The sequence below is a fragment of the Streptomyces sp. NPDC059499 genome (genome assembly GCF_042749285.1).
GTDB lineage: Bacteria > Actinomycetota > Actinomycetes > Streptomycetales > Streptomycetaceae > Streptomyces.
Genome location: NZ_JBHYTT010000022.1, coordinates 1 through 14,469, shown reverse-complemented (window position 1 = coordinate 14,469; position 14,469 = coordinate 1). Strand labels below are relative to the sequence as shown.

Annotated in this window: 14 protein-coding genes and 4 pseudogenes; 7 read left to right on the top strand and 11 right to left on the bottom strand. The window is 68.6% G+C overall.

All coding sequences use genetic code 11. The features are described from left to right. Positions 1 to 87: 87 nt before the first annotated feature. The 4 genes from ACFW9O_RS33605 to ACFW9O_RS33590 form a co-directional block, all read right to left on the bottom strand. Positions 88 to 1,056: a tetratricopeptide repeat protein gene (locus ACFW9O_RS33605; RefSeq protein WP_384614632.1), complete on the bottom strand. Its 969-nt coding sequence runs from the start codon at positions 1,054 to 1,056 to the stop codon at positions 88 to 90. Between the two features lie 433 nt (positions 1,057 to 1,489). Further along, positions 1,490 to 3,175 carry a hypothetical protein gene (locus tag ACFW9O_RS33600; RefSeq protein ID WP_384614630.1) on the bottom strand — a complete coding sequence of 562 codons (1,686 nt, stop codon included), beginning with the start codon at positions 3,173 to 3,175 and terminating at the stop codon, positions 1,490 to 1,492. A gap of 21 nt (positions 3,176 to 3,196) precedes the next feature. Next, complete coding sequence (locus ACFW9O_RS33595) at positions 3,197 to 3,640, bottom strand: hypothetical protein (protein WP_384614628.1); 444 nt, start codon at positions 3,638 to 3,640, stop codon at positions 3,197 to 3,199. Next, the gene (locus ACFW9O_RS33590) at positions 3,637 to 4,137 is read right to left on the bottom strand and encodes a DUF6301 family protein (RefSeq protein ID WP_383185119.1); all 501 of its coding nucleotides are present in this window, start codon (positions 4,135 to 4,137) and stop codon (positions 3,637 to 3,639) included. The genes ACFW9O_RS33595 and ACFW9O_RS33590 overlap by 4 nt, the downstream gene beginning before the upstream one ends. 192 nt (positions 4,138 to 4,329) lie before the next feature. Here ACFW9O_RS33590 and ACFW9O_RS33585 point away from each other — a divergent pair. The 3 genes and pseudogenes from ACFW9O_RS33585 to ACFW9O_RS33575 form a co-directional block, all read left to right on the top strand. Beyond that, a pseudogene (locus ACFW9O_RS33585) lies at positions 4,330 to 4,446 on the top strand (DUF664 domain-containing protein); the annotation flags it as partial. Between the two features lie 449 nt (positions 4,447 to 4,895). Next, positions 4,896 to 5,123 (top strand): annotated as a pseudogene (locus ACFW9O_RS33580) (helix-turn-helix domain-containing protein); the annotation flags it as partial. A gap of 37 nt (positions 5,124 to 5,160) precedes the next feature. After that, positions 5,161 to 5,571 carry an SMI1/KNR4 family protein gene (locus tag ACFW9O_RS33575; protein ID WP_384614798.1) on the top strand — a complete coding sequence of 137 codons (411 nt, stop codon included), beginning with the start codon at positions 5,161 to 5,163 and terminating at the stop codon, positions 5,569 to 5,571. On the opposite strand, the gene ACFW9O_RS33570 is transcribed toward ACFW9O_RS33575, so the two are convergent. Both ACFW9O_RS33570 and ACFW9O_RS33565 read right to left on the bottom strand, forming a co-directional pair. Further along, the gene (locus ACFW9O_RS33570) at positions 5,490 to 6,269 is read right to left on the bottom strand and encodes a hypothetical protein (RefSeq protein ID WP_384614626.1); all 780 of its coding nucleotides are present in this window, start codon (positions 6,267 to 6,269) and stop codon (positions 5,490 to 5,492) included. The genes ACFW9O_RS33575 and ACFW9O_RS33570 overlap by 82 nt on opposite strands. Before the next feature lie 341 nt (positions 6,270 to 6,610). Further along, positions 6,611 to 6,979, bottom strand: a pseudogene (locus ACFW9O_RS33565) (DUF5677 domain-containing protein); the annotation flags it as partial. 337 nt (positions 6,980 to 7,316) lie between these two features. Here ACFW9O_RS33565 and ACFW9O_RS33560 point away from each other — a divergent pair. Next, the gene (locus ACFW9O_RS33560) at positions 7,317 to 8,069 is read left to right on the top strand and encodes an SDR family NAD(P)-dependent oxidoreductase (RefSeq protein WP_384614624.1); all 753 of its coding nucleotides are present in this window, start codon (positions 7,317 to 7,319) and stop codon (positions 8,067 to 8,069) included. A gap of 553 nt (positions 8,070 to 8,622) precedes the next feature. Here the strand turns inward: ACFW9O_RS33560 and ACFW9O_RS33555 are convergent. Beyond that, positions 8,623 to 9,462: an IS5 family transposase gene (locus ACFW9O_RS33555; RefSeq protein WP_384614622.1), complete on the bottom strand. Its 840-nt coding sequence runs from the start codon at positions 9,460 to 9,462 to the stop codon at positions 8,623 to 8,625. A gap of 60 nt (positions 9,463 to 9,522) precedes the next feature. After that, positions 9,523 to 10,710 carry an MFS transporter gene (locus tag ACFW9O_RS33550; RefSeq protein WP_384614620.1) on the bottom strand — a complete coding sequence of 396 codons (1,188 nt, stop codon included), beginning with the start codon at positions 10,708 to 10,710 and terminating at the stop codon, positions 9,523 to 9,525. A gap of 55 nt (positions 10,711 to 10,765) precedes the next feature. Here ACFW9O_RS33550 and ACFW9O_RS33545 point away from each other — a divergent pair, with 55 nt between their 5' ends. Continuing rightward, a complete protein-coding gene (locus tag ACFW9O_RS33545; RefSeq protein ID WP_384614619.1) occupies positions 10,766 to 11,509 on the top strand; it encodes an AraC family transcriptional regulator in 744 nt (247 codons plus the stop codon). Positions 11,510 to 11,635: 126 nt separating this feature from the next. Here ACFW9O_RS33545 and ACFW9O_RS33540 read toward each other — a convergent pair whose 3' ends face one another. Then, positions 11,636 to 12,088, bottom strand: coding sequence for a peptidoglycan-binding protein (locus ACFW9O_RS33540; protein ID WP_384614617.1), 453 nt, complete (start codon positions 12,086 to 12,088; stop codon positions 11,636 to 11,638). 256 nt (positions 12,089 to 12,344) lie between these two features. Between ACFW9O_RS33540 and ACFW9O_RS33535 the strand changes: the two genes are divergently transcribed. After that, entirely contained in the window at positions 12,345 to 13,148 is an 804-nt protein-coding gene (locus tag ACFW9O_RS33535; RefSeq protein WP_384614615.1) for a class I SAM-dependent methyltransferase, read from the top strand. A 162-nt stretch (positions 13,149 to 13,310) separates the two neighbouring features. Here ACFW9O_RS33535 and ACFW9O_RS33530 read toward each other — a convergent pair. Then, a pseudogene (locus tag ACFW9O_RS33530) lies at positions 13,311 to 13,587 on the bottom strand (transposase family protein); the annotation flags it as partial. A 128-nt stretch (positions 13,588 to 13,715) separates the two neighbouring features. On the opposite strand from ACFW9O_RS33530, the gene ACFW9O_RS33525 reads away from it, so the two are divergent. Continuing rightward, positions 13,716 to 14,204: a hypothetical protein gene (locus tag ACFW9O_RS33525; protein WP_384614613.1), complete on the top strand. Its 489-nt coding sequence runs from the start codon at positions 13,716 to 13,718 to the stop codon at positions 14,202 to 14,204. A gap of 67 nt (positions 14,205 to 14,271) precedes the next feature. On the opposite strand, the gene ACFW9O_RS33520 is transcribed toward ACFW9O_RS33525, so the two are convergent. Further along, a partial coding sequence (locus ACFW9O_RS33520; protein ID WP_384614612.1) for a hypothetical protein occupies positions 14,272 to 14,469 on the bottom strand: 198 nt, incomplete at its 5' end.

The following is a 14,469-nucleotide window of genomic DNA, read 5'->3' as shown; positions in this document are numbered from 1 at the left end:
AGCGGCGGCGCGGGCTTCTTCGGCCGCCGCAAGGAAAGCAGCAACGGCGCGCACAGGCCGCGACCCAGGCGATCAGGCCACGGACGTCTACCGACCGTGGCCCTCGTCCGGCGGCTGCGGCGCAGCCTCTGCGGCCCTTCGGTACCACGCCTGCGCCTGACGGGAATGTCCCTGCCGCTCCAAGAGGTTCGCCAGCTGGGCCATCGCACCGAGGTGTCCGGTCTCGGCGGCCTTCTCATACCACTCCTGCGCCGCTTGCAGATCACCCTCTCGCTCGTTGGAACGCCCCAGCGCGAGCATCGCGTTGACGTCCCCCTTCCGGGCGCGCTCGGTCATCCATGCGTCGAGTTCGGCGGCCAGCTCAGCGCGGCTGAGCATTTCCGCGAGCCGGCGGGCGCCCTCGTCGTTGCCGGCCCTGGCCGACTTGCGGTACCAGGACTTCGCCGCCTCCCGGTCGCCCTGTTCCAGCGACAGGGCGGCCAGGGCGTTCATCGCGGCGGTGGAACCCCCGTCGGCCGCCCGCCGGGCCCACCGTGCAGACTCGTCGACGTCACCCCGGCGGTACAGCAACTCCCCGAGGGCGTAAGCCGCGTCGGCGAGACCCGCCTCGGCGGCCCGGCGGAACCAGTTCTCGGCCTCGGGCTCGGCGCCCTGCTTCTGACCCAGTTCGCCGAGGACGGCCATCGCGTGCGGGTTTCCTCCCTCTGCCGAACGCCGGTACCAGCGGTCGGACTCGGTGTGCTCGCCGCGCAGCCTCAGGAGATACCCGACCATCTCCATCGCGCGCACGTGCCCGCCACCGGCGGCCTCACGCAGCAGCGCCTCGGCCTCGGCGTGCCGCCCCCACTCATGCAGCAGCACCCCGAGCGTGGCGGTCGCATCGGGGTGCCTCATCTCGGCCGCCAGACGCAGCCACCGTTCACCGCCCGCCTGGTCGTCGTGCGTGCCGAGGTAAAGGCCGTACCGGAACATCGCCTCGGCGTCCCCCGCCTCGGCGGCTTCACGAAGCCGACCGCTCCCGTCGCCGACCCGCTCGTCCCTCGAACCCTCCTGCATGAGCGTCCCCCTCCGGATTCCCGGCACTCGACTGTTCGCCACCGGTTCACGGTGACGGCACGGACATGCCGCGCGTGGATGGTTACCTGACTGCCCAACAATTGCCGTTCGGTAAGCAACAGTCGAACTCGTTTCGCTTCTGCGAGGTGAAGAGGGGGTCGCGAGCCGACATCGTGATCGTGTTCGTGGTGCTGGGCTGTGCGCTGCTCGTCAGTGGTGCGCCGCTCGCGCGTACCGCGCGACGGCGGCGGAGGCTCGCACGGTTCTGGTCCCTGCGGAGGGGGCGGACGCGGCCGGTCGCACTGTCCTCACCATCCTCCGGAGCCCCCCGAGCATCGTGATCCTTCCGCCCCACCCGTATCCACGCATCCCTCCGCGTCCACGATGAAGCGGTTCCTGGGCGATTCGGAGGGGGACTTCCTCAGCCATCTCGCTATGCCGCCGGACTGGCGTCGTCCCCGGTGAGGGTGTGGTACTCGAAGGGGCTGATGCAGGCGAGGTCGCTGTCGCGCCGGCCGTTCGGAGGGCTGAGTCGTTCGCGCAGCCGTTCGCGGTGGGCGGCGGCGACGGCACCCCCGTCCAACTGGAGCAGGGCGTGCGCGGCGACCATCAACGTCTCGTCATCATCGAGGAGTTCGACCAGTCGTGGGATGACATGGGCACCGTCCTGGTGCCACTGGCGCACGATCGAGAAGTACGGATGCCATCGGTTCGCCGTCGTCTTGATGTGGGCCAGCAGTGGGTCGAGGAGGACGTCGGTGTGTGTGGCGAAGGGGGCGAGCGCCTCGGTGAAGCTGAGGTCGCTGACGTTCCAACTGCGGTCCATCGAACCGGCGTGGCCGGAGGTGAAATCCCCGTGCGCGGTGAGCAGTTCGATCAGCAACGGCACGCAGCGGTCGTCACCCATCCGGCTCAGCGCCCAGAGGGCGTGCTCCCGTGTGAGCTCGTCAGGTTCGCCGGCCGGGGTGAGATGCGTGGCGACGAGGTCGGCCCAAGGGTGCGCGGCGGCCCCGTACATGGCCAGAACCCGCAGAGCGAACAGCCGGTTCTCCAGATGTGTGTCGTTCACGAGCGCGGCCACAGCCGGCAGGAGCGCGGGTACGGCGGAGCGCCGGTGGGACATCAGGCCGGCAGCGATCCTGAGGCCACCCGCGCGCTCTGTGGTGCCGTCGTGGCCCAGCAGTGCGTGCGCGAGGGCGAGCCGTCCGGGCAGGTCGGCCCCGAGCCGCTGGTCGGCTTCGGTGATGACGTCCACCCGCGGGGACACGTACTCCCTGGGCGGGTAGGCCGTTGCGGTCGAGGGGGCGAGCAGTGCGTCGATGGTGACGGAAGCGTAGAGGGGATCGGTGTGGTCGGGCAGGGCACGGCACAGGGCCTCTACGGCTTGGAGCCGGACGTCGTGGCGGATTTCCTCGTCCCACGCGATCCAGGCGTCGATGTCCTGGTCGATGTCGGGTTCCTCCTCCTTCCCCCCGACGGTCATGCGGTGCCGCAGCCATGCGAGTGCTTCCTCGCGTCGCTGGGTGGCGTGGCGGGCGAGATCGCCGACGCCCAGCACGAGGCGCCCCGCCAGCCAGAGTTCCGGCTCGTTGTCGAAGAGCGTCCGGAAGCGGGTGATCAGGGAGTTCGCGTGGGCGGCGGACTGGGCGAGTGCGCCGACCGCGCCGGCCCGGATGATGTCGTCGCCGTCGTCGAGCAGGGGCAGCAGCCCTTCGGCGGCTCGCTCCCAGGCGGCCGGCCACGACGGGTCGACGGTGGGTCGCCACTTGCCTTCGAGGATCGGGGCGACCTTCGCGGTGGGGGCTGTGTTGCCCGTGTCGGCGATGTCTGCGATCGTCTGCAGGATCTCGAAGCGCACCATCACGTCCGGATCCCGGGCCGCCTCGACGAGGAACGGCAGCATCTCGGCGGCCGCCGCCCTCACCGAACTGCCGTCGCCGATGGCCGCGTAGTGCAGATTCGTACAGGTTCCTTCGGCCGTGATGCGGTCCCTCGCCCAGAGCCCTGCCAGCACCTCGGGGCCGTACCGCTCGCCGGTGTACGGATCAGCCACCTTCGACCAGTCGACCTGTGCGGCAAGCCGCGCCAGCCGCTGTTCGCGCGCGTCCTGTGCGGACATGCCGCTGCTCGCCGCCCTTCGTCAGCTCTCCGGGCTGAGGCCAAGCAAAGGCAGGACCAGGGAGCGATTGCCCCTACGCCCGTCCCACGCTTCGTACACCAGGGCCTGCGGGCCGGTGATCCGCAGACCGTCGCGCAGGCCGGTCACCGTCATCCCCGCCAGATTGCGGTAGGCGTCCGAAGCTGACGGCCAGGGCAGCTCGGTCCACCAGTTGTGGCCGTAGACGGTGTCCTGGGGCGGTTTCCAGCCCGCCTCTACGATCAGCCGGCAGCCCGCCTCTCCCGCACGCAGCGCCGGGTCGAGGCCGTGATCACCGACCAGTTCGGCCTCCACCCCTTCGCTACTCTGCAGGAACTGCGCGTACCGGCCTGTCCCCCCGCCCTCGCGGATGATCAGTACCGATCCGGCGCCCAGCAAGGTCAGCTGCTCGGCGAGCGCTTCCCCGAACCCGTCCCACCCCGTCACAGCAGCCCCTCCTCATCCATCCGCAGAAGCTCCTCGTCCAGGGACAACCGCTTGTTGGTCACCAACTCCAGGTACACCGAGTCTCCCGCGTGCTCAAGGACCAGGGTGGTGTCGGAACCGGCCCAGTGAAGCGCAGCATCGGTGCCCGGCCTGCGGTCCGTCGGCGCGCCCAGCGACGTGTGCAGCGCGGCGGCCATCCTCGCGAACGCATCCAGGGGCGGGGCCCATTCAGCCGCGTAGTCGGTCAGACGCAGCCGCACGCGCTCGACCATCTCCTCGTCCTGTACTCGCTTGCGGCGGGACGTGGCACGGCCGGCCCTCTCGAACCCGGTGACGAGCAAGTCCCAACGAGGACGGATCATCAGCGCCTGACGGGTGAACTGTGTGGACCGTCTGGAGCTCGGCGTAGCCCCCAGCTCCCACGTGCAGTCCAACGACCGCAACCGTGCCGCAAGTTCGACAACCTCGGCATCACTCAACGCACGCCATTGCGTCATACGTCCTAAGAGGCGCGGCGCCCTGGCCCGCCCCTGTCCTCCTCACCGTCCGTCCGAGCCGTTCCCCGAAGCCCCGGTCGCGCACGTCCCTGACCGGCGCGAGGCAGGCAGTGTCCAGCTTAGGCGGGTCGACGTACTGCCTCACGTGGGTTGCCGCATTGCCCCACGTGAGTACAAGGCCGACGCGAAGGACGTGGGGGACTCGTGCTGGATGATCTGTCGCGCTCAACGTTCCGCCTCACCGAGGAGGCCGCGCGCCACAACGGCCACCTGGACATTCTGCGCGAGCTGCTCCACGGCACCACCGGCGGTTGGAGCGCCTGCCTCGCGCACGGTCGGCGCGCTGCCCTACAGAGGACGAAACCGGGTGCAGGGCAGCGGGGGTGAGCCGTGGCACTGCCGTCACTTGCATGCGGTGGCAGCCGGCGTGGTCGGCCGGCCCGCAGTACAGCGGGTGCATAGGTCCCGCATCAGTGGTGATCAGAGCGGTGAGCAGGGCGCTCGGGTTGCGGACTGCGAGTGCGAACGTTTGGCTTGACGCGTCGCAAGGCGCACCGCGGCTTCGCGGCTGTGCCGAAGCACGACGACTTCTTCCGGCAATCAGCGACGATTACTTCTCGCATACGCGACGTGGCCGCGCTGTCCGCCGAGATCGAAGCCATACGCGACAAGTAGGCCTCTGACGGGGAACGTTCGCCGGGCTGGCGGTGGTGACGGTTGGATGTGCGGTGACGTCCAATCCGACCGCTGGAGGTGCGGTGGCCGAGCCTGTCCGTGTGCGCAGACTGACCGATCAGGAGGGACAGCGGCTGCAAAGGATCGTGCGCTGGGGCAGCGCGAGTTCGGTGCGCTACCGGCGCGCGATGATGCTGCTGGCCTCGGCCGGCGGGAACCGTGTCCCGGTGATCGCCCAGCTGGTGCAGGCAGACGAGGACACCGTCCGGGACGTGATCCACCGGTTCAACGAGATCGGCCTGGCCTGCATACGAGGCGGTCTCGGCGTGGGAAGCCGAAAACAGGGCTGTGCTCCCGGAGCCGTACCGGAGCTTGGTCGCGGAGATCGCCAACGGGTCCTCGCTCGGGCCGCCGGAGGACGGTGGCCTGCGGCCTCTGGGCCGGCTCACGCCGGGCCGACCCTACCAGGCTGAACGGAAGCCCGCCGCGCCGTTCCCGCTCCAGGAGACCTGGGCCTGGGAAGGCGAGCCTCTCGCCGCCGACCACAATGAACGCGTCACCGACGTCTACGGCAACGGTTCCGTCGTGCTTGGCACCGACGATGAACTCTCGTACTGGGTACTCGTCGTCAATGGGCCACAACGGGGCAAGATCTGGCTGGTCAGCGACGTGGGCGCCTACCAATATCCCGGGCCGGAAGCCTTCGGATTCCTGGAGTGGGTCCAGCGCCGGCAAGCCGGCGACGGCTGGTGGGACTGACCGCCATTGCAGAGAGCCCGACGCGCTGAGAGTGCGTCGGGCTTGAACGTTTTGGTGGGGAAGCCCCAACTGCCGCAGGGGAACTGCACGTCTCCGCCCGTTCCAGCGGGGCAAAAGCAACCGGTTGAGAACACCCCTGCGGTATGCAGGGAACCGGTAAGGGCGTGTCCCCCTTCAGTGCGGCCTGGGGTGCTTTCCGGATCGGTCGAGTGGTCTGGAGTGGATCGGGTGTGGGCGGCGGCTGCTGATGCGGAGATGAGGACGAGGAAGCTGCTGAACGCGTAGAACATGGCTGGGCCGGCGCTGAAGATGCGGAGTTGGCTTTTCAGCGCCTCATAGTACTCGGGCTCGGTGAGCCTCACCCTGGCGCTGTGCTGAGGGCGCGCGGTCTTGTCCCAGTAGGTGTAGTAGTAGCCCGACGCGTCTGCTCGTGCATCCTCGGCCGCCCCTGCACCCGTTGCGAAGCCAAGCGCGGCCAGGCAGATGATCGACGCGTAGGCGATCTTCAGGGCGGTTGGCAACACCAGGACATACCGAATGAACTGGATGCCGTTGTCCCGGCCCATCAGCTGGGCACCGGCTCCGCTGGTGTGGGCACGGATGAGCGCGACCGTGAAGACCGGGAACAACACGGCGAACAAGCCCGTAACGAGCCACCTCGGCACGGTGTACTCGCCGGGCAGCCAGGTTGAGGCCATACACAGCAGAGCGAACCCGCAGAGCACCAACGCCAGCCCGAAGTGAACCCTGTAACTGCCTCGCAGCTCCCCCGTGCTCCGTAGTGCAACTGCCCCTCTTGGATTGTTCCGGGCGGGAGTGAGGGTGCGCTTGCCCGCATGCAGTCTGAAGTTCCAAGCCATGCCTCCAGGCTGGCGTAAGTACCAGGCCCAGTCACTGCCGTACCTCGGCAGCATGCCGGCCTCGCGCTTGCCGGAGCTCGTGCAGTCGTGTGGGCGAGGTTCCCAGCGTGATCCGTGCAGGTTCTTGTCGGTTGGTGGTGGCAGTCGCCCGACACCGAAATCGCATCGGCGGTCGCGCCCGTGGTGTGCGAGTAGGCCGACTGATGCCGGTAGACCGGATAGATGTCGGCGGTGCCGTACGCCTTGACCATGGTGTCGAAGTTCTTGAGCTCGCCGACCAGCCGCTTGTGTATCTGCTCGCTCTCGGGGTTGACGAACGGGATCGGGTCTGCCGCAGGCGAGGGAGCCGGCTCTGGAGGGTTCCAGGTCTCACTCATCTTCTGGGCGAGCTTCCGTCGGTGCTCGTTCCAGTAATCGGTGAGTTCCGCGACGGCTGGCTCACCGCTGTCGGCCAACCAGTTCATCGCGTAAGCATGCCCCAGCAGATTTCGCATCAGGGGCGCCGCCTCCACGGTGTACCCCTGCGCGTACAGCGACATCAAGACCTGCGCTGTCCGATTGGTGAATTGCCATCAACCCATGAGCGGCCGGACGGCATTCTGATACTCGAAGAGCAGGCGTACGCCCTGGCTCGTCACCTGATCCGCCGTGCGCAGGATCACCGCACTACCGCCCGACAGCGTCGCAGACACTGCTCGTTGGGACCGAACTTGTAGACCATGGCGAGCAAACTTGGCTAAGGGGAGGCGCCAGCTCAGCGCCGGGGGAGTACCGCGGTGATCTCGGGGCGGTGGTCCCTGTTGACAGTGGACGGTCCACTCCCTAGCGTTCGGTCCACTACCTGATTAACATTCACATACGCGGACGACATCAAAGGTGGACATCGTGGCAGAGCAGCAGCGTCGCGTCGTGGTCTCCGGCGGCGGCACCGGCATCGGCAAAGCGACCGCGGCCGCCTTCGCCTCCGGCGGGGACCGGGTCATCCTCCTCGGCCGGCGCGAGGACGTCCTGCGCGCCGCTGCCGACGAGATCACCAGTGACCACGGCAAGGGCAGCGCCGACTTCCACGCCGCGGACCTCACCCGGCCCGAAGAGGTCCGCCGAGCAGCCGCGTTCATCACCGCGGACGGCCCGGTGGACGTCGTCGTCACCAACGCCGGGGGCAACGTCGCCTCCGGCGGTGACGGCACCCTTGAGGGCGTCGCCGACGGCTATCTGCGCAACTTCGCCGCCAACGTACTGACCGCGGTGCTGCTCACCGAAGCGCTGCTGCCGCACGTCGTACGCCCCGGCGGCCGGATCGTTCACCTGTCGTCGATCGCAGCCCTGCGCGGCCCCGGCTCGTACGGCGGCTCCAAAGCGGCCCTGCACGCGTACACCTTCGAACTCGCCCAGCGGCTCGGCGCCGAGGGCATCACCGTGAACGCGGTGGCCCCGGGCTTCGTCGGCAACACCGAGTTCTTCGGGGACCGCGCCACACCGGACTTCGTCGCGGCCCGGGTCGCGCAATCCCTCACCGGCAAGCCGGGGCAGCCCAGCGAGATCGCGGCCGCGATCCAGTACCTGACGTCACCCGCCGCCGGGTACACCACCGGTCAGATCCTGCACGTCAACGGCGGTGCGATGCTGGGCCGTTAGTGCTCGCCAGTCGGGCCGCAGACCGACCGGACCGGCCGGACCACTGGACTCCCATGGCGGGGCGGGGGCGGACAACTGCCGGCACCGGCCGGGTCCGGTTCCCGCTCGTACAATGGATACTCGCCCGCGGACGACGTGGCGGCCGCGACGCCTGGCCGCCTACTCCGACGAGGGCATGGACGCTCGGACCGCATAGGTGATGGCGCCCGGGACTTCACGTGGGGCATCGGAATCAGGAACCTGGTTGCTCGCCTCTCGCAGCTGCAACGGGATCCTCGGTTCCGTGCACTGGACGAGCGCCGCGGCATGGGCTACCACCGCCAGCGCCCACAGTCGCTCAACCACACATCCCCCCGCTCCGGCATCTGGTCCTACAACGAAGCCACTAAGACGTCGACCACCAGGATGGTCGCCTCCAGCGAAGATGCCCGGCGGGACGAAACCCTCGTCCATCAGATCTGCGTCGACGCCTTGACCTGCGTCTCCGAGGTCATGAACGACATCGAACCGCTGCTGGAAGCGGCCCTATCAGCTTGCTACCTGGCATGGCGGCCTACGAGCACTGTTCGGGGTCACTGAGACAACTCCGGAACTGTTTGAGGCGAGCGAAGCAGCGTTCGACCACGTTGCGGTTCTTGTAGAGCTCACGGTCGAAGGTCGGGGGCCTGCCGCCGGCCTGTCCACGCCGTACGCGGTTGGCCTTCTGGTCTGTGTGTTCCGGGATCACTGGCCGGATACCCCGCCTGCGCAGGGCCTGACGGATGGCGCGGGACGAGTACGCCTTGTCCGCGATGACCGCGTCGGGTCGGCACCGGGGGCGTCCGACGCCTGGTCGGGGCACTCTCAAGGTGTCCATGATGGTGTTGAAGACGGTGGAGTCGTTGACGTTTCCGGGTGTGACGACCACGGTCAGGGGAAGGCCCCGGCCGTCACAGGCGAGGTGGATCTTCGTGGTCAGTCCGCCGCGGGACCGACCGAGTGCCTGGCCGTTGCCCACGGGGTGTGTCGGGTCCTCCCCTTCATCCCCTGCTGGTGTCCTCCTTTCACGAGCCCCAGAGGCATGCTGGTGCGCACGGGCGATGGTGGAGTCCACCGAGATCGTCCAGCTCACCGTGCCGGCTGCGTCTTGGTGTACCTGGACGTGTTCGAGCAGCTTCGCCCAGGTGCCGTCCGTCTCCCAGCGGGCGAAACGTTCGTAGACGGTCTGCCAAGGGCCGTAGCGGTCGGGCACGTCCCGCCAGGGCGTTCCGGTCCGCAGGCGCCACAGCACGCCGTTGATGACCTGCCGGTGGTCCCGCCACGGCCGTCCCCGCCCGTCAGCTCTTGGCAGCAGCGGCGCTATCCGCTCCCACGCCGATTCCGTCAGTTCGCCCCGGCGGACGGCAGGATCCATGCTCGGAAACGTCCTCGTCCGTCCGGTGGGACATACGCGTTCTCACTGGTCAGCGCGGGTCTACGCGTCTTGTCGTGCGGTTGCGGGCGCGGGCGTGACTGTCCGAGTGCCGGGGGCGGTGGGTTCGGGCAGGGTGCGGAAGAGGAGCCAGCTCAGGACGGGCATGGCGATCAGGGGGGTGAGGGCAGTCTGGAGGGTGGTGGTGTCGGCGAGGTGTCCCAGCAGGGGGCTGATGAGGCCGCCGATGCTGACGGTGAGGCCGAGAGTGACGCCGCTGGCGGTGCCGATGCGGGAGGGCAGGTAGTCCTGGCCGAGGGTGACCTGGAGGGAGAAGGGGACGTACAGGCCGGCGGAGGTAAGGGCCACGAAGAGAAACATGACCGGCCCGGGTGTGTAGATCACGCCGGTGACGGCTGCGAGGGAGAGCAGGTAGGACCAGCGCGAGACGCGGACGCGGTCGTAGCGGCCGGCCAGGGATCCGCCCAGGATCGAGCCGACGGCGCCGCCGAGGAACAGCAGGAACAGGGCGGTGGTGCCTGCGGTGGCGCTGCCTCGCATGCGCTGCTGGGCGTAAAGGGAGATGAAGGTGCTCAGGCCGGTGAAGACGATGGAGCGGAAGACGACCGCCAGGGACAGCTTTACGAACGAGGCCACGTCGTCCGCGGTGCGGGGCACCACCGTCTTGGCCGTGCTGGTCTGGTTCCGGGCGAGCATCCGCAAGACAGGTACGCACAGGGCGGCACCGGCGAGCGCGGGCAGGACGAGGACGGGTGTCCAGTGCAGGGAGCCGTGTCCGATCGCGGCCGCCACCATGAGCGGGGCGAGCGCGAAGCCGATGTTGCCGCCGAGGGAGAACCAGCCCATCGCGCTGTGACTGCCCTGGCTGGCCTGCCGGGCGACGCGGGCGGATTCCGGGTGGTAGGCGGCCACGCCGATGCCGGAGACGGCAACGAAGAACAGCGTGAGCCCGTAGGAGCCGCTCAGACCGCTGAGCGCGATGCCGACCCCGCCCAGCAGGGTGCTGACCGGCAGCAGCCACGGCATCGCCCACCGGTCGGTGAGCAGCCCGAACAGCGGCTGGGCCACCGACGACAGCAAGGAGGCCGCGAGCACGATGCCAGAGGCGACCGCGTAGGTGTAGTCCCGTTCGGCCACGAAGAACGGGATCAGCGCCGCGACGGCGCCCTGGTAGATGTCGACGCAGGCATGTCCTACGGCCAGCAGCACAATCGATGTATTTCTTTGCACCCTTCCTATGCTGGAAGAACCACCCCGTGTCGCGCTTTCGATAGATTGACAGGTGATGCAGAAAATCCGCCACGAATCCGTAGCGCCGACCCGGACCCAGCGCCTGGCCTCCGGCGGTGAGATCGACGCGCACCGCCACGACGACCACCAGATCGCCTACGCCAGCCGCGGCACCATCGCGGTGACCACCGACGCCGGATCCTGGATCGCCCCCGCCACCCGCGCGCTCTGGATCCCCGCCGACACCGTCCACCAGCACCAGGCCCACGGCGAACTCGACCTCCACCTCGTCGGCCTGCCCACCACCGAGAACCCCCTCAGCCTGGACAAACCCGCCGTCCTCGCCGTCAGCCCCCTCTTGCGCGAACTCATCGTCGCCTACACCCGCGACCCCGACAACGACACCCCGCCCCACCACCGCCTGCGCGCCGTCATGCTCGACCAGCTCGCCCTCTCCCCTGAACGCCCCCTGCACCTGCCGGCCCCCACCGACCCCCTGCTCCGCGAACTGCACGACATCCTGCGCGCCGACCCGGCCGACAACCGTTCCCTCGACGACCTCGGACGCCAGATCGGCGCCAGCGCCCGCACCCTTTCCCGCCGCCTCCGCGACGGCCTCGGCCTCACCTACCCCCAGTGGCGCACCCAGATCAGACTCCACCACGCCCTGATCCTCCTGGCCGACGACACCCCCGTCACTGCCGTCGCCCACCACTGCGGCTGGTCATCCGCCAGCACCTTCATCAGCGTCTTCCGCAGCACCTTCGGCCACACCCCCGGCACCCGCCCCACCGCCTGACGCAGACCCCAGCCAGCGCGGGCGTCAAGATCCTTTGCCAGACAGGCCCTAGGGCCTATGTGTGGTCGTGATCACTCTGTCGCGTTGGCCCCGTCCTCGACGGGGCCAACGGTGCCTGTCCCGGTACTACGCGCGAGGGACGTAGCGGCAGTTGAGCGGGCCTTCGTCGTTGTAGACCATCCAGTAAAGGGCCTGGCGGGTCTTCGGCCCGAAGATCCCGTCCGCAGAGACTCCCACGCGGTTCTGCGCGGCGATCAGCGCGGTCCGCGTCTTGTCCCCGAAGATCCCGTCTGCGGTGAGGCCGGCCCCGTAGCAGGCATTCAGTCCACGCTGCATGGCTTTGACACCCGCGCCAGAGTTTCCTTTGGCCAGTTGGCACTCGCCCGGGTTCCAGGAAACACCGCTGCTGAGGCCGGGAACAATTGCCGTCGTATCAGCGCCGCTGGAGGTGGTGATCGTAATCGCGCTGGTGCAGGTGCCCAACGCGGCGGCCGGCGTGGCGGTCAACGTGACCAACCCCGCGCCGAGCACCACCGCGGCGGCGGCCGAGCCGAGCAGACGCGTCTTGAACTTGCCCATGAACACTCCTTAGCAGTCCCCCGTAGCGCACCTCGTGCGCCGCTTGAGAGTGAGCATCGCTGAGGCGAGCACGACTAGCGAGGCCTTTGCGCCCTGCCGCAAAAACACAGGTCAGCGATCCAGTGCACCTGCGGTGCGCGCCGGGGTGCGGTAAATGTCGTAGCGTGCGCAGGCCTTCCTATGTGCGCTGCCGGGCTGTTTCGGTTCGGATCCTGAAGTGTCCAGTTGGTGCGGTGCAGCAAATAGGGTACGGAGTATGAGCCAGAGCCCCGTCGACCCCGTCGCGCACAACCGCCTCGCCTGGGACCGTGAGGTGGAGAAGGGCAACGAGTGGTCACGTCCGGTCGGCCCCGAGGTGATCGCGAAGGCGCGGGCCGGCCAGTGGTCCATCGTCCTGATCGGGCACGAGCCGGTCGACCCGACCTGGTTCCCGCCGGAGATCGCCGATTGCGACGTGCTCTGCCTCGCCTCCGGCGGCGGGCAGCAGGCTCCGGTGCTGGCCGCGGCGGGCGCGCGGGTGACCGTCTTCGACAACTCGCCCCGTCAGCTGGTGCAGGACGAGATGGTCGCGGTGCGGGAAGGGCTCGACCTACGCACCGTGCTCGGCGACGCGCGCGACCTGAGCCCGTTTCCGGACGCCTCGTTCGACCTTGTCGTCCACCCGGTCTCCAACCTGTTCATCCCGGAGCTGGCGCCGGTCTGGCACGAGTGCCACCGCGTGCTGCGGCCCGGCGGGACGCTGCTGTCCGGCTTCCTGAACCCGGACGTCTACCTCTTCGACGCCGAGTCCCTGGAGACGCGCGGCGAGCTGATAGTGCGCCACCGCCTGCCCTATAGCGACCTCACCCACCTGGAGCCTGCCGAGCGGCAACGGTTGTGGGGCCTCGACGCGCCGGTGGAGTACAGCCACACGCTCACCGAGCAGCTCGGCGGACAGATCGCGGCGGGCTTCGCCATCACCGGCTTCGCCGAGGCGCCGCACCACTCGCAGGCCACCGCCGGCTGGCTCTCCGGCTACTTCGCCACGAAAGCGGTCAAGCTTGATGGTGCCGGTCACTGACCCTCCACCGGCCGGGCCAGGTCAGCAGTAAGGCCGGCGGGCGGCTGGGTCAAGTGGGCAACGGCCCTGCTGATACAAAAACCGGGAGCACTCCGGCCTCGGCAACCCCGCGTCGCTCATCGTGCTGGCAACCGTGGGCCCCGTACCACGCATGACCGCCTCGAGATCGGTGTCCTTGGCGAAACGCTGACGGGGCTGAAGTGCGAGCTTCGGTTCGAGGTGGTCGTTGATCCGGTCCGCCGCCGACTTGGACACCCCGAACAGCGGGGCGAGCTGGCGCATGGTCAGGTTCGTGCGCCAGTACGCGGCAACCAGCAGGGCTCGGACCTCCAGTGGGAGCCACACGGCCGGCCCTTGCGGACCACGTCCTCACCTCACGTCGCAGCACGGTCACCAACTTCCCGAAGGCGCGAGGGCTCAGCCCTGAGAACGGGGTTATCCAGGACGGCTCCGACGCCGTGGCACCGCACCTGCCACCGTCCTGCCCGCGCCTGTTACTGGCATCTGGAGACCGACGGCTGGAGCCTCCTCGGCTACGAGGTAATCGACGGCAGACATGCCGACTACTTGCCGGGCTCGGCCGACCTACCGCTCGTCGCAGCGGCCCTGACCGAGCTGCAAGGGATCACGGCACCGGCCAACATCGAAATCAAAGACGCCGCTGACCGGTGGGCGCCCTACGCACCATCAGGCACACTCCGCCACTTCGCGGGCGACGCACTGCTACACACCGACTTCGCCCCGGACAACGTCCTGATCACGCAGGGACGAGCTCGACTCGTCGACTGGGCGTGGCCCACCCGGGGAGCCGCGTGGATCGACCCCGGCGCTCTAGCGCTGCGCCTCATGGACGCAGGCCACTCAGCCGAGCAGGCCATCGCATTCGTCGGCTGTTTCCCGTCGTGGCGTAACGCTGCACGTGAAGCGCTGGCCGCGTTCGGCGCCGCGACAGCGACGCTGTGGCGGGAGATCGCGGAGCAGCACAGCGACGAATGGAAACAGGGCATGGCTGAGCACGCGGCAGAGCTGGAGCGAGTGCTCGGCACGGACCTGTAGGCACATGCTCCGGCAGGCAGCCTGTTCGCGCCGTGCTCTCGTCTCCACGACGGACGGTCAGTCCTTTTCACTCTCCGATCGGGCCCATCGCGCGGCGGCGTTGCCCGGCTGGTCCGGGATGAAAGTCGCGATCGTTGCGTTCTGGTAATGAGATCGGATTGGTGAGTGTAACGAGCTCGTGCACGGTTAGCGGTGAGACGTCGAGCTCTGGATCGTCGATCATTGCTGCGTGGTGGGGAACGTAACGCGCACAGCGATCATCAGC

Bases quoted from the DNA above. Each gene is read 5' to 3' on its own strand.
- ACFW9O_RS33535 (WP_384614615.1), top strand. From the start codon at position 12,345: ATGAGCCAGAGCCCCGTCGACCCCGTCGCGCACAACCGCCTCGCCTGG.
- ACFW9O_RS33555 (WP_384614622.1), bottom strand. From the start codon at position 9,462: ATGGATCCTGCCGTCCGCCGGGGCGAACTGACGGAATCGGCGTGGGAG.
- ACFW9O_RS33540 (WP_384614617.1), bottom strand. From the start codon at position 12,088: ATGGGCAAGTTCAAGACGCGTCTGCTCGGCTCGGCCGCCGCCGCGGTG.
- ACFW9O_RS33605 (WP_384614632.1), bottom strand. From the start codon at position 1,056: ATGCAGGAGGGTTCGAGGGACGAGCGGGTCGGCGACGGGAGCGGTCGG.
- ACFW9O_RS33590 (WP_383185119.1), bottom strand. From the start codon at position 4,137: ATGACGCAATGGCGTGCGTTGAGTGATGCCGAGGTTGTCGAACTTGCG.
- ACFW9O_RS33570 (WP_384614626.1), bottom strand. From the start codon at position 6,269: ATGGCCTCAACCTGGCTGCCCGGCGAGTACACCGTGCCGAGGTGGCTC.
- ACFW9O_RS33545 (WP_384614619.1), top strand. From the start codon at position 10,766: ATGCAGAAAATCCGCCACGAATCCGTAGCGCCGACCCGGACCCAGCGC.
- ACFW9O_RS33600 (WP_384614630.1), bottom strand. From the start codon at position 3,175: ATGTCCGCACAGGACGCGCGCGAACAGCGGCTGGCGCGGCTTGCCGCA.